This window comes from Saccharothrix sp. S26, assembly GCF_021390395.1.
Taxonomy (GTDB): domain Bacteria; phylum Actinomycetota; class Actinomycetes; order Mycobacteriales; family Pseudonocardiaceae; genus Actinosynnema.
This window is the reverse complement of sequence record NZ_JAJUWT010000013.1, coordinates 112,621-132,420: the sequence shown is the minus strand read 5'-3', so window position 1 is coordinate 132,420 and position 19,800 is coordinate 112,621. Positions and strand designations below refer to the sequence as shown.

Annotated in this window: 19 protein-coding genes and 1 riboswitch; of the genes, 7 read left to right on the top strand and 12 right to left on the bottom strand. The window is 73.6% G+C overall.

Annotation, left to right across the window (positions count from 1 at the left end):
• Positions 1 to 12: 12 nt before the first annotated feature.
• The 3 genes from LZG04_RS22125 to LZG04_RS22115 all read right to left on the bottom strand — a co-directional run bounded on the left by LZG04_RS22125 (position 13) and on the right by LZG04_RS22115 (position 3,741).
• A complete protein-coding gene (locus LZG04_RS22125) occupies positions 13 to 1,194 on the bottom strand; it encodes a S8 family peptidase (RefSeq protein ID WP_233819718.1) in 1,182 nt (393 codons plus the stop codon).
• A 114-nt stretch (positions 1,195 to 1,308) separates the two neighbouring features.
• Positions 1,309 to 2,271, bottom strand: a complete 963-nt coding sequence (locus tag LZG04_RS22120; RefSeq protein WP_233819717.1) for a DMT family transporter — start codon at positions 2,269 to 2,271, stop codon at positions 1,309 to 1,311.
• A gap of 210 nt (positions 2,272 to 2,481) precedes the next feature.
• On the bottom strand, positions 2,482 to 3,741 hold the full coding sequence (locus LZG04_RS22115; RefSeq protein WP_233819716.1) for a cytochrome P450: 1,260 nt from the start codon (positions 3,739 to 3,741) through the stop codon (positions 2,482 to 2,484).
• Positions 3,742 to 3,820: 79 nt separating this feature from the next.
• Positions 3,821 to 3,958: riboswitch (cobalamin riboswitch) on the top strand.
• 91 nt (positions 3,959 to 4,049) lie between these two features.
• Here LZG04_RS22115 and LZG04_RS22110 point away from each other — a divergent pair.
• The 5 genes from LZG04_RS22110 to LZG04_RS22090 are packed head-to-tail and all read left to right on the top strand — an operon-like array spanning position 4,050 to position 9,681.
• Positions 4,050 to 5,333: a prenyltransferase/squalene oxidase repeat-containing protein gene (locus tag LZG04_RS22110; RefSeq protein WP_233819715.1), complete on the top strand. Its 1,284-nt coding sequence runs from the start codon at positions 4,050 to 4,052 to the stop codon at positions 5,331 to 5,333.
• Between the two features lie 55 nt (positions 5,334 to 5,388).
• A complete protein-coding gene (locus LZG04_RS22105) occupies positions 5,389 to 6,195 on the top strand; it encodes a hypothetical protein (protein WP_233819714.1) in 807 nt (268 codons plus the stop codon).
• Positions 6,192 to 7,244, top strand: coding sequence for an energy-coupling factor transporter transmembrane protein EcfT (locus LZG04_RS22100; protein ID WP_233819712.1), 1,053 nt, complete (start codon positions 6,192 to 6,194; stop codon positions 7,242 to 7,244). The genes LZG04_RS22105 and LZG04_RS22100 overlap by 4 nt, the downstream gene beginning before the upstream one ends.
• Positions 7,241 to 8,842, top strand: a complete 1,602-nt coding sequence (locus LZG04_RS22095) for an ABC transporter ATP-binding protein (protein WP_233819711.1) — start codon at positions 7,241 to 7,243, stop codon at positions 8,840 to 8,842. The genes LZG04_RS22100 and LZG04_RS22095 overlap by 4 nt, the downstream gene beginning before the upstream one ends.
• On the top strand, positions 8,839 to 9,681 hold the full coding sequence (locus tag LZG04_RS22090) for an ECF transporter S component (RefSeq protein ID WP_233819710.1): 843 nt from the start codon (positions 8,839 to 8,841) through the stop codon (positions 9,679 to 9,681). Before LZG04_RS22095 ends, LZG04_RS22090 begins: the two co-directional genes overlap by 4 nt.
• Here LZG04_RS22090 and LZG04_RS22085 read toward each other — a convergent pair.
• The 6 genes from LZG04_RS22085 to LZG04_RS22060 all read right to left on the bottom strand — a co-directional run bounded on the left by LZG04_RS22085 (position 9,626) and on the right by LZG04_RS22060 (position 16,322).
• Positions 9,626 to 10,297 (bottom strand): hypothetical protein, encoded by a 672-nt coding sequence (locus LZG04_RS22085; protein ID WP_233819709.1) that lies wholly within the window; start codon positions 10,295 to 10,297, stop codon positions 9,626 to 9,628. The genes LZG04_RS22090 and LZG04_RS22085 overlap by 56 nt on opposite strands.
• 100 nt (positions 10,298 to 10,397) lie before the next feature.
• Entirely contained in the window at positions 10,398 to 10,964 is a 567-nt protein-coding gene (locus LZG04_RS22080) for a hypothetical protein (RefSeq protein ID WP_233819708.1), read from the bottom strand.
• A complete protein-coding gene (locus tag LZG04_RS22075; RefSeq protein ID WP_233819707.1) occupies positions 10,961 to 12,145 on the bottom strand; it encodes a sugar efflux transporter in 1,185 nt (394 codons plus the stop codon). Before LZG04_RS22075 ends, LZG04_RS22080 begins: the two co-directional genes overlap by 4 nt.
• Before the next feature lie 69 nt (positions 12,146 to 12,214).
• A complete protein-coding gene (locus LZG04_RS22070; RefSeq protein ID WP_233819706.1) occupies positions 12,215 to 13,801 on the bottom strand; it encodes an acetylserotonin O-methyltransferase in 1,587 nt (528 codons plus the stop codon).
• A gap of 77 nt (positions 13,802 to 13,878) precedes the next feature.
• Positions 13,879 to 15,255 carry an acyl-CoA reductase gene (locus LZG04_RS22065; protein ID WP_233819705.1) on the bottom strand — a complete coding sequence of 459 codons (1,377 nt, stop codon included), beginning with the start codon at positions 15,253 to 15,255 and terminating at the stop codon, positions 13,879 to 13,881.
• Positions 15,252 to 16,322, bottom strand: coding sequence for an acyl-CoA reductase (locus tag LZG04_RS22060; RefSeq protein WP_233819704.1), 1,071 nt, complete (start codon positions 16,320 to 16,322; stop codon positions 15,252 to 15,254). Before LZG04_RS22060 ends, LZG04_RS22065 begins: the two co-directional genes overlap by 4 nt.
• Before the next feature lie 361 nt (positions 16,323 to 16,683).
• On the opposite strand from LZG04_RS22060, the gene LZG04_RS22055 reads away from it, so the two are divergent.
• Positions 16,684 to 17,628 carry an ATP-binding cassette domain-containing protein gene (locus LZG04_RS22055; RefSeq protein ID WP_233819702.1) on the top strand — a complete coding sequence of 315 codons (945 nt, stop codon included), beginning with the start codon at positions 16,684 to 16,686 and terminating at the stop codon, positions 17,626 to 17,628.
• Positions 17,625 to 18,437, top strand: a complete 813-nt coding sequence (locus LZG04_RS22050) for an ABC transporter permease (RefSeq protein ID WP_233819701.1) — start codon at positions 17,625 to 17,627, stop codon at positions 18,435 to 18,437. Before LZG04_RS22055 ends, LZG04_RS22050 begins: the two co-directional genes overlap by 4 nt.
• 64 nt (positions 18,438 to 18,501) lie before the next feature.
• On the opposite strand, the gene LZG04_RS22045 is transcribed toward LZG04_RS22050, so the two are convergent.
• From LZG04_RS22045 to LZG04_RS22035, 3 genes are read right to left on the bottom strand one after another with little or no spacing between them, the layout of a single operon-like run.
• Positions 18,502 to 18,978 (bottom strand): SRPBCC domain-containing protein, encoded by a 477-nt coding sequence (locus LZG04_RS22045; protein WP_233819700.1) that lies wholly within the window; start codon positions 18,976 to 18,978, stop codon positions 18,502 to 18,504.
• Entirely contained in the window at positions 18,971 to 19,345 is a 375-nt protein-coding gene (locus tag LZG04_RS22040) for a metalloregulator ArsR/SmtB family transcription factor (protein WP_233819922.1), read from the bottom strand. Before LZG04_RS22040 ends, LZG04_RS22045 begins: the two co-directional genes overlap by 8 nt.
• The gene (locus LZG04_RS22035) at positions 19,335 to 19,766 is read right to left on the bottom strand and encodes an SRPBCC domain-containing protein (protein ID WP_233819699.1); all 432 of its coding nucleotides are present in this window, start codon (positions 19,764 to 19,766) and stop codon (positions 19,335 to 19,337) included. Before LZG04_RS22035 ends, LZG04_RS22040 begins: the two co-directional genes overlap by 11 nt.
• Positions 19,767 to 19,800 lie beyond the last annotated feature (34 nt).

Here is a 19,800-nt window from a genome sequence, read left to right as displayed (position 1 = left end):
CGCCGGGGAGGTTCACAGGCCGTTGGTGAACAGCAGGCGGTTGACCGTGCCGCCCGTGTCGCCGCCGACGATCACGTTCGGCGTGGCGCTCGCGTTCAGCCAGTTGTGCACGGTGGCCGAGGACTGGTCGCCGAACCGCTGCTTGTACAGCGCGGCCGTGCCCGTCACGTGCGGCGTGGCCATGGACGTCCCGCTCATCGTGCCCGCGCCGCCGGTGCGCACGGTCGACACGATCAGGTTGCCGGGGGCGTAGATGTCCACGCACGGGCCGGTGCTGGAGGTCGACGACCGGCCGTCGGTGCTCGTGGACGACGCCACCACGCTGGCCGTCTCCACCTTGCGCGGCAGCCGGTCGCACGAGTTGCTCGCGGTGTTGCCCGCCGACGTGGCCAGGAAGACGCCCGCGGCGATCATGTTGCGGATCGCGGTCTCCAGGCTCGCCGAGGCGGTGAAGTTCCACGACGTGTTCGCCACGGCCGGCTTGACGTGGTTGGCCGTGACCCAGTTGATCGCGTTGAGGGCGGACGTGGTGGTGGCGCTGCCCGAGCAGTTCATCATCTTCACGCCGTGCAGCCGCACGCCCTTGGCGACGCCGTAGGTGGCCGAGCCGACCGTGCCGGCGACGTGTGTGCCGTGGCCGTGGCAGTCGGTGTTGTCGGTGTCGATGGCGTTGTAGTCGAACGTGGCCCGGCCGCCGAAGTCCGCGTGGCCCGGCGTGATGCCGGTGTCGATGACGTACGCGTGCACGCCCGCGCCGGTGTAGTTGTAGGTGAAGCTCTTGGACAGCGGCAGGGCGGTCTGGTCGATGCGGTCGATGCCCCACGACGGCGGGTTGGCCTGGGTGGCGTCGAGCGCGTCGGTGACCAGCACGTCCTGCTCGATCGTGACGACCGCCGGGTCGCGGCTGAGCTTGCGCAGCTGCGCCGGGGTGAGCTTGGCGGCGAAGCCGTGCAGCGCCGCGTCCCAGACGTGGGTCGGCGTGACGCCCGCCGTGGCGGCCACGCTCGAGCCGCTGCGGGCGCTGGGGCCGAGCAGGACGATGTAGGAGTCCTTGATGGGGTGGGCGGTCGCGGACGCCGTCGCCGTGACGATCTCGGCCTGGTGCAGGGGTTCGGCCGAGGCGGCGGTGGTGGTGAGGCCGGCGGCGGTGGTCGCGGCGGCCAGGACGGCGAGGGTTCGAGGGAAAGGACGCACGGCCGGCTCCTCCTGGAGAACCCGGACGAGTGCGCCCCGACGCAGGGTTGACGGGGTCTACCTCTCACTCGCCCGAGGTCCAGACCAGCAGCCTGACCAGCGGTTATGCCCCGGTCAACGGTGGTCGGTCGAACGGCCGCCCGCCCCGTCACGCTCAGTGGACATAACCGACAACTGGTAATGGCCGGTTCGCTCGGGCGGGCGCTTGTCCGCCGCTGACCGGGCCGGCGCCAGCCGGGTCAGCGCGACACCGGCCAGGACGACCGCCATGCCCACCACGGTCCGCGGGCTCAACGGCTCGTCCAGCACGAGCGCGCCCAGGGCGACGGAGACCACCGGCAGCAGGTAGCCGACCGTGGCGGCGCTGGTCGGGCCCTCGTCCTCGATGATCCGGTAGTTGAGGACGAAGGTGAAGCCGGTGCCGAACACGCCGAGCACCACCACCGCGACGACGGCCGTGACGTTGGGGGTGGCGGGTGTGTGGTCGAACGGCAGCAGGGCCGTGCTCAGGCCGGTGGCCGCGACGAGCTGCGCGGCGGACACCGCGATCGGGCCGCCCTTGCCGACCAGGTTGCGCCCCATGTAGGCGAAGGCGACCGCGTAGCCGGCCGCCGCGCCGAGCAGGGCGAGCGCGCCGAGGCTGAGCAGTCCCTGCTGCTGCCAGGGGGCGAAGATCAGCGTGACGCCGGCGAAGCCGACGACCAGGCCGAGCACGCGGACCGGCGTGACGGGGCCGTCCGTGCGCAGGGCGAAGCCGATCAGGAGCGAGAACAACGGGGTGGTCGCGTTGAGCACGCCCGCCACGCCCGAGTCGACGGTCTGCTGGCCGACGGCGAACAGCAGGAACGGCAGGGCGTTGCAGAAGAACGCGGCGACCGCGAGGTGACCCCACAGCCGGCGGGGCAGGCGCTGGCCGTTCACGCGGGCCAGCACGAGCAGCGTGAGCGCGCCCAGCGCGCAGCGGATCACCGTGATCTGCACCGGCGACAGCCCGGTCAGGGCCAGTTCGATCCACAGGAACACCGAGCCCCACAGCAGGGCCAGAGCGCCCATCCGCATCCCACCACGTCCGGTCATGGGTCCACCGTCTCCCACACCGGCCTTCAAGAAAAGTGAAACCTCCTGACCATCCCTTAAGCTCCACTACAACGACCGCACCTGAACGCAGAACTCGGCGTACCCGAACGTTCGACACACGGGCCGCGAACGTAGGACTCTCGCGAGAGTCCTACGTTCGCGGCGCGTGTCCTACGTTCAGAACCCCCGAGTTCAACGCTCGGAACGCGCTCAGCGGGTGTGCACGTACAACGAGTCGACGCCGTGCACGATCGACGCGGTCCGGAACGCGGGCCGCGTGTCGGCCAGGCGCAGGTTCGGGAAGCGGCGCAGCAACGCCGGGTAGGCCGCGCGCAGCTCCATCCGGGCCAGCTCCGCGCCGACGCACCGGTGCGCCCCGTAGCCGAACGCCAGGTGCTGCGACGCCGGCCGGCCCGCGTCGAACTCGGACGCCTCCTCGCGGTTGGCCGCCGACAGCGACACCACCACGACGTCACCCTCCTCGATCTGCTGCTCGCCCACCTTCAACGCGTGCCGGGCGAACCGCGGGAACGCCACCTGCACCACGCTCAAGTGCCGCAGCAGCTCCTCCACCAACGGCGCGGCCGCCGCGTCGTCGTCCCGCATCGCCGCCCGCGCGGCGTCGTCCTTCAGCAGCACGATCGCGCCCAGCGCGAGCATCGACGCCGTCGTGTCGAACCCGCCGGTCAGCACCCCGTCGGCCAACCCCGCCAGCTCCACGTCGCTCACGTCGTCGCCGTGCTGGCGGATGATCGAGCCGATCAACCCGTCACCGGGCGACCGGCGCTCCCGGCGCACGATCTCCTGCATGTACGACAGCGACTCCGAGATCGCGCCCAACGCCTGCCCCGCCCCGCCGAACAGGTCGAACCGCGCCGCCGCCAGCTCCTGGAACCGGTCGCGGTCCTCGTAGGGCACGCCGAGCAGCTCGCAGATCGTCAGCGACGGGATCGGCAGGGCGAACTCCTTGACCAGGTCCACCGGCCTGCCGGCGGCCTGCATGGCGTCGAGCCGCTCGGTGACGATCGCGTCGATGCGCGGCACGAGCCGCGACAGCCGCCGCATGGTGAACTCGGGCGTGAGCAGCTTGCGCAGCCGGGTGTGGTCCGGCGGGTCGGCGAAGCCCAGGCCGCCGGGCGACTGCTCCAGCCGACCGACCGCGGCCCCGAGGCGCGCGTAGTCGTTGCTGAACGCACCTGTGTCGGAAAGCACCTTCTTGGCCTCGTCCTGACCGGTGACCAACCACACGCGCAGGCCGAACGGCACCGGGATCCGGTGCACCGCGCCGGCCACCCGCATCCGCTCCAACTCGGCGACCGGCACCACCCCGTCCCGCTTCAGCGGAACCAGCGCACGGTCCGGGAGCAGGGCGAACGCCCGCGAACCGATCTTGCCCAACACCCACCGCGTCGCCGAACGCCGTGCGACCCACGCCACCAAGCCGTCGCGCACGGACGCCAGAGTCGTCATCGAACACCCCTCTTCCCCAGATCGAATCGACCGACGGTAACCGTACGTAGGGGTGAGCAGCATCGCGCTAGAGGCGGATTGACACGCCGAGATCCGTGACAGACGATCGGCAATCGCGCGTGGAACGGGGGAAGCCGGTCGAAATCCGGCGCTGACCCGCAACGGTAGGTCCCACCCGGGACGAGCCCGAACACCCGCCACGCGTGCCACGCTCCTGACACCGTCGAGGTCAACGGGTCGGAGCCCGGGGGAAGTCGGTCGCGGCTGTCCGGGGTCCGCTCGCGCCTTGCGCCCCGGAAAGGCCGAACATGTCGTTGAGACGGACCGCCGCCGTCGTCGTCGCTGCCCTCGCCGTGCTCGGGTCGGCTCCGTCCCTGGGCCAGGCCGCGCCGACGACCGACGTGAGCGACGCCGCCGCCGGCTGGCTGGCCCGGCAGCTCGTGGACGGCGACCACTTCGAGAACGTCCTCGACGGCACCGCCTACCCCGACCAGGGCCTCACGCTGGACGCGCTGTTCGCGTTCACCGCGGCCGGCGTCGCGTCCGACAGCGCCGACAAGGCCACCGCGTGGCTGGCCGAGCCCGAGATCCTCGCCAACTACCTGAGCTTCGGCGACCCCACCGAGTCGTTCGCGGGCGCGCACGCCAAGCTGGCGCTGGCCGTGCAGGCACGCGGGCTGGACCCGAGCGCCTTCGGCGGCGTCGACCTGATCGCCGGCCTCACCGCGTTGCAGGCGCCGTCCGGCCGGTTCCAGGACAAGTCGAAGTACGGCGACTACTCCAACGGGTTCACCCAGGCGTTCGCGGTGCTCGCGCTGGACCGGTGGCGGGGCGCGCCGCGGGCCGCCGTCGACTACCTCGTCGGCACGCAGTGCCCGGACGGCGGGTTCCCGCTGATCCTGGAGGCCACGACCTGCGCCTCGCACGTGGACGCCACCTCGATGGTCGCGCAGGCGTTGCTGGCGGTCGACAAGACGGCCGAGGCGGGCCAGGCGCTCGACTGGCTCAGCGGCGTGCAGCAGCCCGGCGGCGGGTTCCGCGACGAGGGCGCGGCGGGTGAGGGCAACGCCAACAGCACCGGTCTCGCGGCCCAGGCGCTGCGCGCGGGCGGCCGCACGGCCGCCGCGGACAAGGCGGCGGGCTTCCTGCGGTCGTTGCAGGTCGGGTGCGCGGCCGCCGAGCCGGACCGGGGCGCGATCGCGTTCGACCGGGTCGGGTTCACCCGGACCACGTCGCTGCGGGCGAGCGCCCAGGGCGTGCTCGGCCTGGTCGGGGTGAACTTCGCGGACCTGTCCGCGCGGGGCGGCCAGGCGGGTGCGCCGGTGCTCGACTGCCCGGTCACCACGACGGTCCCGACCTCGTCCACCACGAGCACCACGACGACGACCACGACCACCAGCACCGATCCGGTGATCACCTCCGACGCCGGCACGACGACCGCCGCGGTGGTGGCCGTGGCCGCCAACCGGGGCTCGCTGGCCCGCACGGGCGCGCAGGTCGGCCCGATGCTGTGGGTCGGCGCGTTGCTGCTGGTCGGCGGCGTGCTCGTGGTCGCCGTGTCGCGCCGCCGGCACGCGGAGGCCCGGAAGTGACCGCACGTGATCGCGGCACGACGGCCGCCGTCCTCGTCGCGCCGTGAGGGGCGGCGTGCGACGGGCCCTGGCGGCCCTGGCCGTCGTCGGGTTCGCGCTGACGTGCGCGCCGCCGACCGCCCAGGCGGCCGACTGCTCGGGCGTCACGGTGGTCGTGGACTTCCGGTCGCTGGGCGGCGGCGTGCGGACGGGGTGCGCCGCGGGTGATCCGGCCACGGGCACGGCCGCGCTGACCGCCGCCGGGTTCGGCTACACGTTCGCGGCGCGACAGCCCGGGTTCGTGTGCCGGATCAACGGCCAGCCGAGCGGTGACCCGTGCGTGAACACGTCCCCGACCACGGCGTACTGGGGCTACTGGCACGGGCAGCCCGGCGGGTCGTGGGTCTACAGCGGCACGAGTGCCGCCGCGTACGACCCCGCGCCCGGCAGCGCGGAGGGCTGGTCGTTCGGGGCGGGTGAACCACCGGGCATCGCGCCACCGGCACCCGCGCCGCAGCCCGCCCCGCCCGCGCCGCAACCACCCGCGCCCGGCCAACCGGCCCCGCCCGCGCAGCCGGGGCAGCCTGCCCAACCCGGGCAGCCGGTCGTGCCCGAGCAGCCGGGCCAAGCCGTGCAGCCGACGTCCGAGCAGTCCGAGACGACGACCGCGTCGACCACTCCCGAGACCACGACCACCCCGCCCTCCTCGGCGGGAACGGTGACCGGCAGCACGACGGCCGGTCCGACGACCCCGCCACCGGTGGCGGAACCGCCTGCGGACTCCGGTGGCGCGGTCGGGCTCGTCGTCGGGATCGTGATGATCGCCGCGCTGGCCGGGCTCGGCGTGTGGACCGCGCGGCGGCGCGCCAAGGCGGCGGAGTGAGCCTGCACCCCGGCGCGTGGTGGGTGTGGGCGTTGTGCCTGGCCGCCGTCGCCGGACGTAGCACCAACCCGTTGCTGTTGGCGCTGGTGATCGCGGTGGCCGGATACGTGGCGGTGTCGTGCCGTGACGACAGCCCGTGGGCGAGCGCGTACGGGGTGTTCCTCAAGTTCGCGTTGGTCGTGCTGGCGGTCCGGGTGGTGCTGCACGTGCTGCTGGGCGGCGTGAGCGGCCCGACGGTGCTGGTGACGTTGCCCGAGATCCCGTTGCCCGAGTGGGCCAAGGGCATCCGGCTGGGTGGGCCGGTCAGCGCCGAGGGTCTGGCTTTCGCGGTGTACCAAGGGCTTCAGCTCGCGACGCTGCTGTGCTGCGTGGGCGCGGCGAACGCGTTGGCCAACGCCAAGCGGCTGCTGCGGTCGTTGCCCGCCGCTTTGTACGAGGTCAGCGTGGCCGTGGTGGTGGCGCTGACGGTCGCGCCCCAGCTCGTGGCCAGCGCGCGGTCGGTGCGGCGGGCCCGCGCGTTGCGGGGTGACGTGGTGCGTGGCGTGAAGGCGATGCGGCTGCTCATGGTGCCGGTGCTGGAGGACGCGTTCGAACGGTCGCTGGTGCTGGCCGCGGCGATGGACTCGCGCGGGTACGGCCGGACGGCGGGGCTGCCGAAGCGGGCCAGGGTGCTCACCGGGGCGCTGGTGCTGGGCGGGTTGCTGGGGCTGTGCGTCGGCGCGTACGGGCTGCTCGGCGGCGGCACGCCCGCGATCGAGATGCTGGTCGCGGGCGCGGTGGCGGCCGTCGCCGGGTTGTGGACGGGGTCGCGTCGGGTGCGGCGCAGCCGGTACCGGCCGGACCGGTGGGGTTCCCGCGAGCTGCTGATCGTCGCGTCCGGGGTGGTCGCGGCGCTGGCGACGTTCCTCGCGCCCCGGGGCTGGGGCGGTTCGGCGCTGACGCCGAGCACCGTGCCGCTGACCGTGCCCGAACTGCCGTTGCTGCCCGCGATCGGCCTGCTGTGCGCGCTCGCGCCCGTCGTCATCGCCAGGAACAGGGTGAACACGTGATCCGGTTCGAGAACGTCTCCGTCACCTACCGCGACGCCGCCGCGCCCGCGTTGGCCGGGGTGGACCTGCACGTGCCCGAGGGCGAGCTGTGCCTGGTGGTCGGGCGCACCGGCTCGGGCAAGTCGACGTTGCTGCGCGCGGTCAACGGCCTCGTGCCGCACTTCACCGGCGGCACGCTCACCGGCCGCGTGCTGGTCGCCGGCCGGGACACCCGCACGCACCCGCCGCGCGAGCTGGCCGACGTCGTCGGCATGGTGGGGCAGGACCCGCAGGCCGGGTTCGTCACGGACTCCGTCGAGGAGGAGCTGGCGTACTCGATGGAGTCGCTGGCGCTGCCGAACCCGGTGATGCGCAAGCGGGTCGAGGAGACGTTGGACCTGCTGGGCCTAGCCGAGCTGCGGCACCGGCCGCTGGCGACGTTGTCGGGCGGCCAGCAGCAGCGGGTGGCCGTCGGCGCGGCCCTCACCGCCCACCCGCCGGTGCTGGTGCTGGACGAGCCGACGTCGGCGTTGGACCCCGGCGCGGCGGAGGACGTGCTGGCCGCGCTGCACCGCCTGGTGCACGACCTCGGCATGACCGTGGTGATCGCCGAGCACCGGCTGGAACGGGTCGCGCAGTACGCGGACCGCGTGGTGTGGCTGCCCGGCGGCGGGCAGCCGCCGGTCGCGGGCGAGCCCGGCTCGGTGCTGGCCGACGCGCCGGTCGCGCCGCCGGTGGTGCGGCTGGGCCAACTGGCCGGGTGGGAGCCGGTGCCGGTGTCCATCCGCGACGCCCGGCGGCTGGCCGGTCCGTTGCGCGACCGTCTCGCGTCGCCGCCCGAGGTGACGTCACCGGGGTCGGCGGAGGTGGTGCGGGTGCGCGACCTGCGGGTGCGGTACTCCACTGTGGACGCGGTGCGGGGCGTGTCGTTGAGCGTCGGCGCGGGCGAGCGGGTGGCCGTGATGGGGCGCAACGGGTCGGGCAAGTCGAGCCTGCTGTGGGCGGTGCAGGGCACGGGCAAGCGGTCCGGCGGCGAGGTGGCGGTGGACGGTGTCGACCCCGCGGCGCTCAAGCCCGGTCCGCGCCGTGAGGCGATCGGGCTCGTGCCCCAGCAGCCCGGTGACCTGTTGTACCTGCACACGGTCGGCGGCGAGTGCGCGCAGGCCGACCGCGAGTCGGGCCGGCCCTCGGGCACGTGCCGCGCGCTGGTGGACCGGCTCGCGCCCGGCATCCCGGACGACCGGCACCCGCGCGACCTGTCGGAGGGGCAGCGGCTCGCGCTCGTGCTGGCCGTGTCGCTCACCCCGTCACCGCGGGCGGTGCTGCTGGACGAGCCGACGCGGGGGCTGGACTACCCGGCCAAGACCCGGCTGGCGGCGGCGTTGCGGGAGCTGGCCGACCGGGGTCACGCGATCGTGCTGGCGACGCACGACGTGGAGTTCGTCGCCGAGTACGCGACCCGCGTGGTGGTGCTGGCGGAGGGCGAGGTGGTGGCGGACGGCCCGACCGCAGAGGTGGTCACCGCGTCGCCGATCTTCTCGCCGCAGGTGGCCAAGGTGCTGGCCCCGGAGCCCTGGTTGACGGTGGCCGACGTGCGCACGGCCCTGGCGGCCCGATGAGGCCGGCGAACCGGGCGGTTCGCATCCGGCCGCGGGCCACCCTGGCGCTCGTCGTGGCGGCGGGGATCAGCGTGGTCGCGTTCGGGTGGCCGTTGCTCGTCTCCCCGGACGCCGTGATCGCACGGGGTGCGACCGCGCCGTGGACGTTCGCGCTGCTCCTGCCGCTCGTGCTGGCCGTCGTGCTGGCCGAGATCAGCGAGGGTGGGCTGGACGCCAAGGCCGTGGCGATGCTGGGCGTGCTGTCGGCGTTGGGCGCGGCGATCCGGCCCCTCGGCGCGGGCACGGCCGGGGTCGAGACGGTGTTCTTCCTGCTGGTCCTCGGCGGTCGGGTGTTCGGGCCCGGCTTCGGGTTCGTGCTCGGCAACACGATGCTGTTCGCGTCCGCCCTGCTCACGGGCGGGGTCGGGCCGTGGTTGCCGTACCAGATGCTCGGCGCGGCCTGGGTGGCGCTGGGCGCGGGCCTGCTGCCGTCGTGGCGGGGCCGGGCCGAACTCGCCCTGCTCGCCGCGTACAGCGCCGCCGCGTCCCTGGTCTACGGGCTGCTGCTGAACCTGTCGTTCTGGCCGTTCGCGCTGGGCGCGGGCAGCACCACGCTGTCGTTCCAGCCGGGCGCGCCGATCCTGGACAACCTGGTGCGCGTGGTGTTGTTCAGCCTGGCCACGTCGTTGGGCTGGGACGTCGGCCGCGCGATCACCACCACGGTCCTGGTCCTGGTGACCGGCCCGGTGCTGCTGCGCACGTTGCGCCGGGCCGCCCGCCGGGCGTCGTTCGGCGACCCGGTGTTCACCGGGGCAGCCGCGCCGCCACCTCCGCCAACGCGTCGAGCACCTCCGGCGTGACGTACCCGGTCGCCACCTCGGCCTCGGCGACGGCGACCGTGGTCCGGTCCCGCTCCGAGCCGTAGTTGGCCCCGGTGAACGCGACGTCGGGCAGCCCCACCTGGGCCGCGCCCAACGCCTTGACGTCACCGGTGCCGGCCGCGTCCACCAGATCCTGGAACGCGCGCGCGTCGCCGCGCGAGCCGAACCCGACCCACGCCACCGCGATCACCGCCGAGTTGCCCACGTCGTCCCCGACGATGAACAGCACCCGGTCCACCGACGCGCACCCGTGCCGCCGCAGGAACTCCCGCACACCGCCGAACGACGCGTCCTCACACGCCGCGTGCTGCTTCTCCGTCCGCTTCAGCCCGCGCAGCCCCATCCGCCGCCACGCCGCGTCGGCGTCACCCAGCCGCGCGAGCTCGCCGCTCTCCTCCTTGCGCTGCTCGACGCCGAGCCCCGGACCGCCGCCACCGGCGGCACCGCCCGCGCTGAGCCCGACCGCTCCCCCGTACCCCACCGCGCTCAACGCGATCAGCCCGGCCATCAGCGCCGACCTGCTGCGCCTTCCCCCGCCGGCGGCCGACCGCACCCGCACGCGGCCCCGGTCGTCGGTGTAGAAACCCTTGGGCACCGTGACCTCCTCCCCCTGCAGGAAGGTCTAGCAACGCCACCGGCCCCGAGACCCGAATTTCGCGGAGAACCGCTCGATGAGCGCAAACCGGACGGTCGGTTCATTGACCGTGCGTAGTGCGCCACGCGTCGTAGTCCTCGGGTGTCCGAACGCCGTCGTCCAGCACCGACCGGTAGACGTCGAAGCTGCGGTAGTCCGGCCGCGCGTGCTTGATCAGCAGGATCGCCGCCCGCGCCTCGGGCGTGAGCCGGCCCGGCAACGCGCGCACGTGCCCGAGGTCGGGTTGGCGGTCGGGCTCGTCCACGAACCAGATGTCGGCGTTCCACTCCGGCCCGTCGCCGTCGCGGTACTTCAGGCCCAGGTAGAGCCCGTCCGGGTACGCGTCCGGCTCGGCGTTCCAGCGGCCGTGGTCCTTGCGGAACCGCACCGCGCGCACCCGCTCGTGCCGCCCGAGCCGGGCGGCCAGCTCCACCACGGCGGCCACGTCCAACGACCGGCACACCACCGTGATGTCGATGTCGGGCACCACCATCAGGCCCAACGCCGAGCTGCCCGTCCGCACCGGCTCGCCCAGCGCCGACAGCGGCTCAGCCAGTCCGAGGTCCGCCACCACCGCGTCCGCGCCCGCCTGCAACTCGGCTTGCCGCCGCCGCAGCTCTTCGATCACGCGGCCACCTTCCGACGTGCGGCCAGCAGCAGGGCCACGCCCACCGCCGACATCGCCAGGCCCATCCCGTACGCGGTGCGGTAGCCGAAGTGCTGCGCCAGGCCCACCAACGGCCCGGTGAGCATCGCGCTGGTCTTGTAGGTGTTGGTGAACAGCGTGCTGGCGTACCCGGGCCGGTCGGGCGCCAGGTCCTGGAAGTAGGAGATGCCGACGCCCATCACCGCCGAGATGACCACGGCGTGCAGCACCTGCGCCGCCATGACCTGCCACGTCGCCTGGGTGAGCAGCATGACCGAGTAGTACACCAGCGCGACCGCACCACCCGACAGCACCAGCACCCGGTGGTTGACCCGCAGCGCCAACGCGCCGAAGGCCAGCATCAGCGGGATCTCCAGCGCCGCGCACAACCCCAGCACCAGGCCCGCGTCACCGGTCGTGCCACCCAGGCTCTCGGTCACGAACAACGGCATCGCCGTCACGCCGACCGTCGTCGCGCCTTGCAGCAGCACGAACGCCAGCGCCGCGAGCACCACCTCCCGCCGCAGCCCGGACCGCCGCGCCACCTCGTGCACCGGCGGTGCGGCCGGCCCCAGCTCGGGCAGCCACGTCAGCGCCACCACGACCGCCACCACGTAGATGGCCGCGCTCACGCCGAACAGCCAGGTGAACCCGCCGCCCCCGATCAGCAGCGCGCCCAGCGGAGGACCGCCCACCCAGGCGATCGACATCGTCATCCGCAGGCCGCTCATCGCCAGCGGCGCCCTCGCCGAACCGCTGCGCTCCAGCAGTTGCCGCGCGTAGGCGTACATCTGCGGGATCTGCGAGGACGAGACCGCCCAGAACGTGACCGCGACCACCAGCAGCAGCCAGTAGTTCCGCAACGCCGAGAACAGCACCCACCCCACCGCGCCGGACACCCCGGCGACCACGAGCAGCGTGCGGCGGATCGCCCGCGCGTCGGACAACCGCCCGACCAGCGTGCTCACCAGCATCGACGCCAGGGCGCTGATCAGCAGGAACGCGCCGACCGCGACCGGGCCGGCGCCGACCTCCTTGATCAGGAACAGCGACAGGAACGGGCCCGCCAACGCGTACCCGACACCGGTCAGCAGGCTCATCGACACGAGCGGGACGAAGGAGTGGGAGCGGGGTGTGGCAGGGGTTTCGCTCAAGACGGGCACGCGGCGATCCTCGTCGGCCGGGTGGACGACGAGGAAGCCGATTTCCAGCATCCGGACCGGTGAGAGCGCTCACACCGTGGCCCGCGCCACCAGCACCGCCATGTCCAGCGGCAGCTCGCGGAGATCCTCCAGAGCGAAGCCGTTGGCCGCCAACAACCTCCGGTGCTCCTCGGTGGTCCGCTCGCCGCCCTGCACCGTGTTGACCATCATGTGGACGTTGAACGCCAACGGCAGCAACGTGCGCGGGTCGTCCTGGATCGGGCGCTCGACCACGGCCAGCGTCGCGCCCTCGGCCATCGCCGCGCGCACGTTGCGCAGGATCGTCGAGCACCGCTCGTCGTCCCAGTCGTGCATGATCCGCGACAGCAGGTAGAGGTCGCCGCCCCGGGGCACGGGGTCGTGGAAGAAGTCGCCCGCGACCACAGACGCCCGCGCACCGTGGGCCGCCAGCACCTCGGTCGCCGCGCCAGCCACGTGCGGCCGGTCGAACAGCACCCCGCGCAGGCCCGGCGCGGCCGTGAGCACGAGGTCGAGCAGCCGCCCGTCGCCGCCGCCCACGTCGATCACCGTGCCGGAGGCGGGCAGGTCCAGCAGGCCGGGCACCAGTTCGAGGAACGCCGTGCCCGCCGCCATCGCGCCCTCGAACAGCCGCGCGTCGGCCGGGTGGGCGGCGAAGTGCTCGAACGGCTGCGCGCCGTAGACGTGGCGGAACCCGCTCTCGCCGGTGCGCAGGGCGTGTTCCAGCCCGCTGAACGACCGGTAGAACAGGCCGCCGTAGATGCGCGCGAGGTCGCGCTGCGACCCGGCCACGTCACCGCGCAGCATCGTGCCCGCCTCGGTCAACGCCCACCGCTCGCCGTCGCGCCGGAGCACGCCCAGCCCGGCCAGGTAGGCGAGCACGCGGCGCAGCTTGTCCGGGCGCGTGCCGGTGCGCGCGGCCAGGTCGGCGGTGTCGCGGGGGCCGTCGGCGAGCAGGTCCGCGATCCCCAGCTCGGCCGCCGCCGCCACGGCCCGGGTCCGCCAGGCGCCGGTCATCAGGTCCAGCATCGTGCGCCGCGGCTGGTCGGGGCGTCCGACGTGGCGTTCCAGCAGCTCGGCGTGGTGACCGTCGGCCCGCACCGCCAACCGGCTCGCGCCGCGGAAGTAGAACGTGGCCGCCTGCCCGTCGTGGTCGCCGCCGTCCGCGGCGAGGCCCGCCTCCCGCAACGTCTCGCACACCCCGCGCAGCACCACGTCGTCACCGGTGACGCGGAACGCCACGTGCGACCCGGCCTCCCGGTCGGCCTCGGACAACGCCGAGCCGTCACGCGGCACCAGCAGGCGCACCTCACGCGCGCCGACCGCGCCGCACACGACCCGCACGTCGAACTCCTGCCCGGCCCGACCACGCACGACCCCGCTCGGGCACGGCTCGCTCGCTACCACGCCCAGGTCGGCCAACGCCCTGATCACGTCCACCGGCCGTGCGGCGTCGACGAGCACCGCGGCGTGCGCCAACTCCAGGTGCCCCGACAGGGACGCGGCCGGCCCGTCACCCACCACGGCGGCCAACGCGTCGCCGGTGCCCCGGTCCCGCACGAAGGCCACGGCTTCCACCACTCGGCGGCGGTCTGTCTCCGCCGGCGCGCCGGGCGCGCCGATCCCCGTTACGGACATTGCTGATCCTCCCCAGAGGATGGCCGTGCCCCACCCGCACGGGCGGCGCACGGCGCCAGTCGTCGCCCCGGGCGGGGCTAGGGTCTGCCGAGCTCCGGGTGGAGCTCGATGTCGCACCAGCGCACGAGGCCGGCGATGCGCGGCTGCCCGTCGTGCCGCCACACCATGGACGGCTTGGTCATCGCGCCGGGCGCGCACACGCGGCTCGCGCCGAGCACGGCCAGCTCCCGGGCGGTGCGCCGGAACTGCTCGCCGACCGCGCCGAGGCCGACGTTCTGCAGGTGCCTGGCGAACGGCCGCATCGCGTCGACCGCGGCGTCCACGTCCGGCACGGCCACGATGCGCGCGACCCGGTTGCCCGCACCGCTGAGCGGCATGAGCGCGTCGTCCAGCACCACGGTCCACTCCAGACCGCCGGACGCCCAGACCTCGCTGTAGTCCGACGTCGCCGCACGCCACTCCGCCACGAGCCGGCGGTGTTGCAGCACGGTGGCGTCCTGCGCGTCGATCGTCCCGGGCGGGCTGTCCCGCGCCTCGCGCCGCATCGCGGCGGCCAGGTGCTCGGCGATCGCGCGGGCGTGCTCCCGCTGCACCAGGTAGACCTGCGGCGACAGGCACGCGTGCTGGTCGAACTCGCTGCAGTCGGCGGCGATCCGCCGCGCCACCTCGGCGGGACCGTGCAGTACCGCGTACTCGGCGCTGACGATGCCGAACGAGAGCTTGTGCCCGTGCTCCTCGTAGAGCTGGTGCGGCCCGACCTTGGCGCGGATCGCCGCGCACGCCTGGTCGCCGCCGTAGGCGATCACGGCGTCGGCCTGGCCCAGCGCCGCCTCCAGCACGGCCTCGTCGTCGCGGTCCCAGTAGGTGGCCACGACGGCGTCGGCCAGCACCGGCTCCACGTCGTGCAGGGTGCGCAGGAACGCGGCCGTGAAGTGCGGCTCGCGGGCCGGGATCTTGGCGATCACGGACGCCTTCACCAGCAGCGCCCGCACCAGCGACCGCGCGGGCAGGCCGGGCACGTTGCCGGAGAACACCGCCAGCACGGTGCGCGGACCGACGGCCGTGGTGCCGCCGCGGAAGCCGTCGAGCACCTCCGGGTCGCCCAGCTCCCGGGTCAACGCCGCCAGCAGCGGCTCGGCGCGCAGGTTGCCCAGCTCGGCGTCGAGCGCGCGGTCGATCGTCTCCTCCGACATGCCGGTGACCAGCGCGGCGTTGCGCACGGCCGCGCGGCGGGCGGTGAAGTCCCGCTTGGACCACAGGTCGACGACCGCGTCGACGGCGTCGACGATCCGGCGCACGGGCAGCCGGCGCAGGTCCTCGTGCGCGGCCCGCAGGCCGTCGCCGACCGCGGCCCAGTCGGCGGGTCGCACGCCGCGCCACTCGTGCGCGCCGGATTTCAGGGTGAACGGCACGCCGTCGGCCGTCAGCCGGCCAGGGGTCCACGACACCGTCATGCCGCACCTGCCGTCATCTCGTCCAGGGTCAGCGAGCAGCCGCGGCTGGTGCTGCCCGCGATGCGGCCCGCGATCGCCACGCCGTCCGGCCCGGCGATGCCGAGGTCGCCGGTGAGCAGCACGTGCGGCCGGTCCAGCAGCGACAGGTCGGTGACCTCCAGCAGCCCCTGCCCCTCGGTCAGGTGCTCCCGCGTGCGCGGGTCGCGGACCTTGGGCCCGCCCGCCGGGTGGCTGCCCTTGGGCCGCTCGCCCAACGGCCCGACCGGGGTGTCGGCGGCGTCGTAGAGCATGTTGGCCAGCTCGGTCATCCCGAAGATGTTGCCGTGGTGCTCGATGCCGAAGACCCGGCGCACGGCCGCGCGCAGGTCGTCCACGCGCATGACCCGGGATCGGCCCTTGAAGCCGCCGCCGTCGTACATCCGCGAGCCGGGCGGCAGCTCCCAGCTGCGGCCCCGCGCCTCCAAGGCGTCGCAGATGTTGACGAACGCGAAGGTCGCGCCGACGAGCACCACCGGCAGGCCCTCCGCCACGGCGGCGTCCAGGCGCTGCGCCAGCAGGTCGAAGTCCACCCCGTCCGCGCCCACGACGGCCGTGCTCAGCTCCGGGTCGCCGCACGACTCGGCGACGCGCGCCATGTCGAACGCGATCGCCATCTCCGGTGCGGCCTCCTCGGAGGGCGCGAACGGCAGCACCACGGGCCGCACCCCGTCGTCGGGCCGCAGGTGCCGCTTCGCGTTGGCCGTGATGGCCAGGCGCTTGAGCTCCAGCCCGAGCCGGGAGTAGCGCACGGTGCCGCGGACGCTGCCGGTCGTTCCGCTGGTGCGGAACACCCGCACCGGTGGCGCGTCCGGGAACAGGTGCGGACCCCCGTCCTTGTAGGCGGAGTCGGGGACGCCGACGCCCACCCCGACCTGCTTCCAGTAGCGGGCCACGTCCGGCGAGTTCTCCATGGCCAGCTCGAGCAGTTGCCCGTGCAGGTCGAGCGGGTCGCCGACGCCGTCGCAGACGAGCCGTGCCAGGTGGTCGAACAGCCGCGCGACGTGGGGATCGTCGTGGGCAACGGTCATCGAGAGTTCCTCCTGGGGTGACGTCGGACCCCGGCAAGGTCAGCAGCGGGCGGACGCGTCGGACAAGGTCCGTCCCCGGAACGGGGCACCGCTGACCGGGGGTGCGGAGGGGCTCAGGATGACTCAGCGAAGCGTTGCGCAGAACCGAACGCGCGCGTTCCGCTTCGGGAAGCGGAACGTCGAACGGTCCGGCGGGTGCCGGCGGGTTGAGCCCGGAACGGCCCGGAACGCCTGCGAACGTCTGTGAACACCTCGGCATGTCATCGGCACGGGTCTCGACACGCGGCCTGACACGGATCTGCGCGCCCGATGACATGTCCATCCGGGACTGTCCGCCCCGAACACAGGAAGGGGAACGGACATGGAGTACGCCTTCGAGGCGGAGGGCCTGGTCAAGCGGTACGGCAAGACGACCGCGCTGGCCGGCGTCGACCTCGCCGCGCGACCGGGCACCGTGCTGGGGGTGCTCGGCCCGAACGGCGCGGGCAAGACCACCGCGGTGCGCATCCTGGCCACGCTGCTGCGGCCGGACGCCGGACGTGCCGCCGTCGGCGGGCTCGACGTGGTGTCCGACGCGGCGCGGGTGCGTCGGCTGATCGGGCTGACCGGGCAGTACGCCTCGGTGGACGAGGACCTGACCGGCACGCAGAACCTCGTGCTCATCGGGCAGTTGCTCAACCTGCGCACGGCGCAGGCCAAGGCGCGGGCCGCGGAGCTGCTGCGCGACTTCGAGCTCACCGAGGCGGGCGGGCGGCAGGTCAAGACCTACTCCGGCGGCATGCGCCGTCGGCTGGACCTGGCGGCGAGCCTGGTCGGCCGACCGGACGTGATCTACCTGGACGAGCCGACCACCGGGCTGGACCCGGCCAAGCGGGACGACATCTGGAACGTGGTGCGCGCACTCGTGGCCGACGGCGCGACCGTGCTGCTGACCACGCAGTACCTGGAGGAGGCGGACGCGTTGGCCGACGAGATCTCGGTCATCGACCACGGGCGCGTGATCGCGCACGGCACGCCGGCGTCGCTCAAGCGGATCGTCGGCGGGCAGACCGTGCTGGTGCGGCCTGCGGACCCGGCCCGGCTGGCGGAGGCCGCCGCGGTGCTGGCCGAGGTGTCCGGGCACCGGCCGGAGTCGACCGGGCGGGGCGTGGTGACCGTGCCGGTGGACGGTGACGCGGCGTTCACCGAGGTGGTGCGGCGGCTGGACCAGCGGCGGATCGCGGTGACCGAGCTGTCGCTGCGGCTGCCCAGCCTGGACGAGGTGTTCTTCACGCTGACCGGCAAGCACACGGAGGTGGCGGCATGACGACGGTGGCGACCGCACCGGTGGCGGTGCGCCAGGAGGCGGACCGGCGACCGTTCGCCCTAGCCCGGCACAGCCTGGCGCTGGCCCGGCGCAGCCTGATCAAGACGATGCGGTCGCCGGAGCAGCTGCTGGACGTGACGCTGCAACCGGTGATCTTCGTGGTGCTGTTCGTGTACCTCCTGGGTGGCGCGGTGGCCGGGTCGACGCACGAGTACCTGCAACTGCTGCTGCCCGCGATCATGGTGCAGACGACCATGTTCGGCGGGATGGCGACCGGGGTGAACCTGAACACCGACATCGGCAAGGGCGTGTTCGACCGGTTCCGGAGCCTGCCGATCGGCCGGTCCGCGCCGTTGGTCGGCTCGGTGCTCGGCGACCTGATCCGGTACGTCGTGGCGGTCGTGTCGCTGCTGCTGTTCGGCACGCTCATGGGGTTCCGGGTGGAGACCGGTGTGCTGCCCGCGCTGGCGGCGTGCCTGCTGGTGATCCTGTTCGCGTTCAGCCTGAGCTGGGCGTTCGTGCTGGTGGGGATGTTGGCGCGGCAGCCGGGCGCGGTGCAGGGCATCGGGTTCCTGGCCCTGTTCCCGCTGACGTTCGGCACGAGCATGATCGCGCCCGCCGAGACGTTGCCGGGGTGGCTGCGGTCGTGGGTCGAGGTCAACGCGGTGACGCACGTGATGGACGCGTCACGCGGGCTGATGGTCGGCGGTCCGGTGGCCGGCCCGGTGGCGTGGACGTTGGCTTGGTCGGCGCTGTTCGTGGCGGTGTTCGCGCCGCTGGCCGTGCACGCCTACCGCCGTCGCGCCTGAGCGTTCAACTCGGGTGTTCCCGACGTAGGACACGCGCGTTCCGGACGTAGGACACGCGCGTGTCCTAGTAGGTGGACTCCTCGGGGACGCGGGCGTGGCCGTCGCTGTTCGGCTGCCCCTCGCCGGTGGTGATCAGGCTCGGCAGGCTGGTGGTGACGTAGAAGGTCCACGCGTTGGCGCAGACGTCGAAGCACTCGTGGTCGGGCACCAGGCCGTGGTGGGTGAAGCGGACCTCGGTGCGGCCGTCGCGCTCGGTGATGTCGAACGTGACGGTCGTGCCGACCCACTCGGACTGGTCGGCGATGAAGTCGAAGTGGTTCTCCAGCACGAGCCAGGACACCGTCCGGCCGGGCACGGCCTCGGTCACCCGGATCCGGCAGCGGTGCACGTCTCGGAAGTGGTAGTCGAACTCGTCGCCGGGCCGACCGGTGGGCCCTTCGACCTCCTCCGACCACCAGCCCCGCACGTCCAGGATCGCGTGGAAGACCTCGGTCGCCGACTTGTCGACGGTGAAGCCAGCGGTGAACCCCTGGTCAGTCATGGTGTCCTCGTGGTGGTTTCGGGTCGGCCGCGGCCCCGCCGCGGTCGAGGTGGTCTTTCAGGGCGCCGAGGGGGCCGTCCCAGTCGCGGGCCAGCGCGGCCAGGAACTGCTGCGCGACCCGCATGGGCGCGGACCGCAGCCGGTACCGCACGCGCCGCCGCTCCCCCGGTTCCGCCGTCACCAGGCCCACGTCGGCCAGGAGGGCGAGGTGCTTGGCGATCGCCTGCCGGGTGATGGGCAGGCGATCCGCCAGGTCCGTAGCCGTGGCCGGGCCGCCGGAGGCCAGCGCGGCCAGGACGGCGCGCCGGGTCGGGTCGGCCAGGGCGGTGAAGACCTGTTCGGCGACGGCCTCGGCGTCAGGCGCCATGGACGTGGTCGACGAGCTCACCCAGCTCGCTCGTCCAGCCCTCGCTGTGGGCGTCGTAGGCCTTGCCGTGGGCGTCCTCGGGCAGCTGGGCGAAGCCGGTCTCGGCCACGGTCAGCCGCGTGCCCGAGCCGACCGGCTCCAGGGTGAACTCGACGTACGTGCGGCGCGGGTCGTCGTCGGGCAGCCCGAACACCGGCCACGTGAAGCCGAAGACGGTCGGCTCCTCCACTCGTTCCACCCGCAGCTCGACCGTCGGGCCGTCGTTCCAGCTCATCCGCGCCGTGCCGCCGGGCCGCAGGTCGATCGACGCCTCGTCGCCGAACCACGCGCCCAAGCCCTCGGCCGTCGTGATCGCGGCCCACACCACGCCCGGCGGCTGCGCGATCTCCACGACCCGTTCGATCCGATCCGGGAACCCCATGCCGTCCTCCTCTGAGTAGCAACCGATTGGTTGC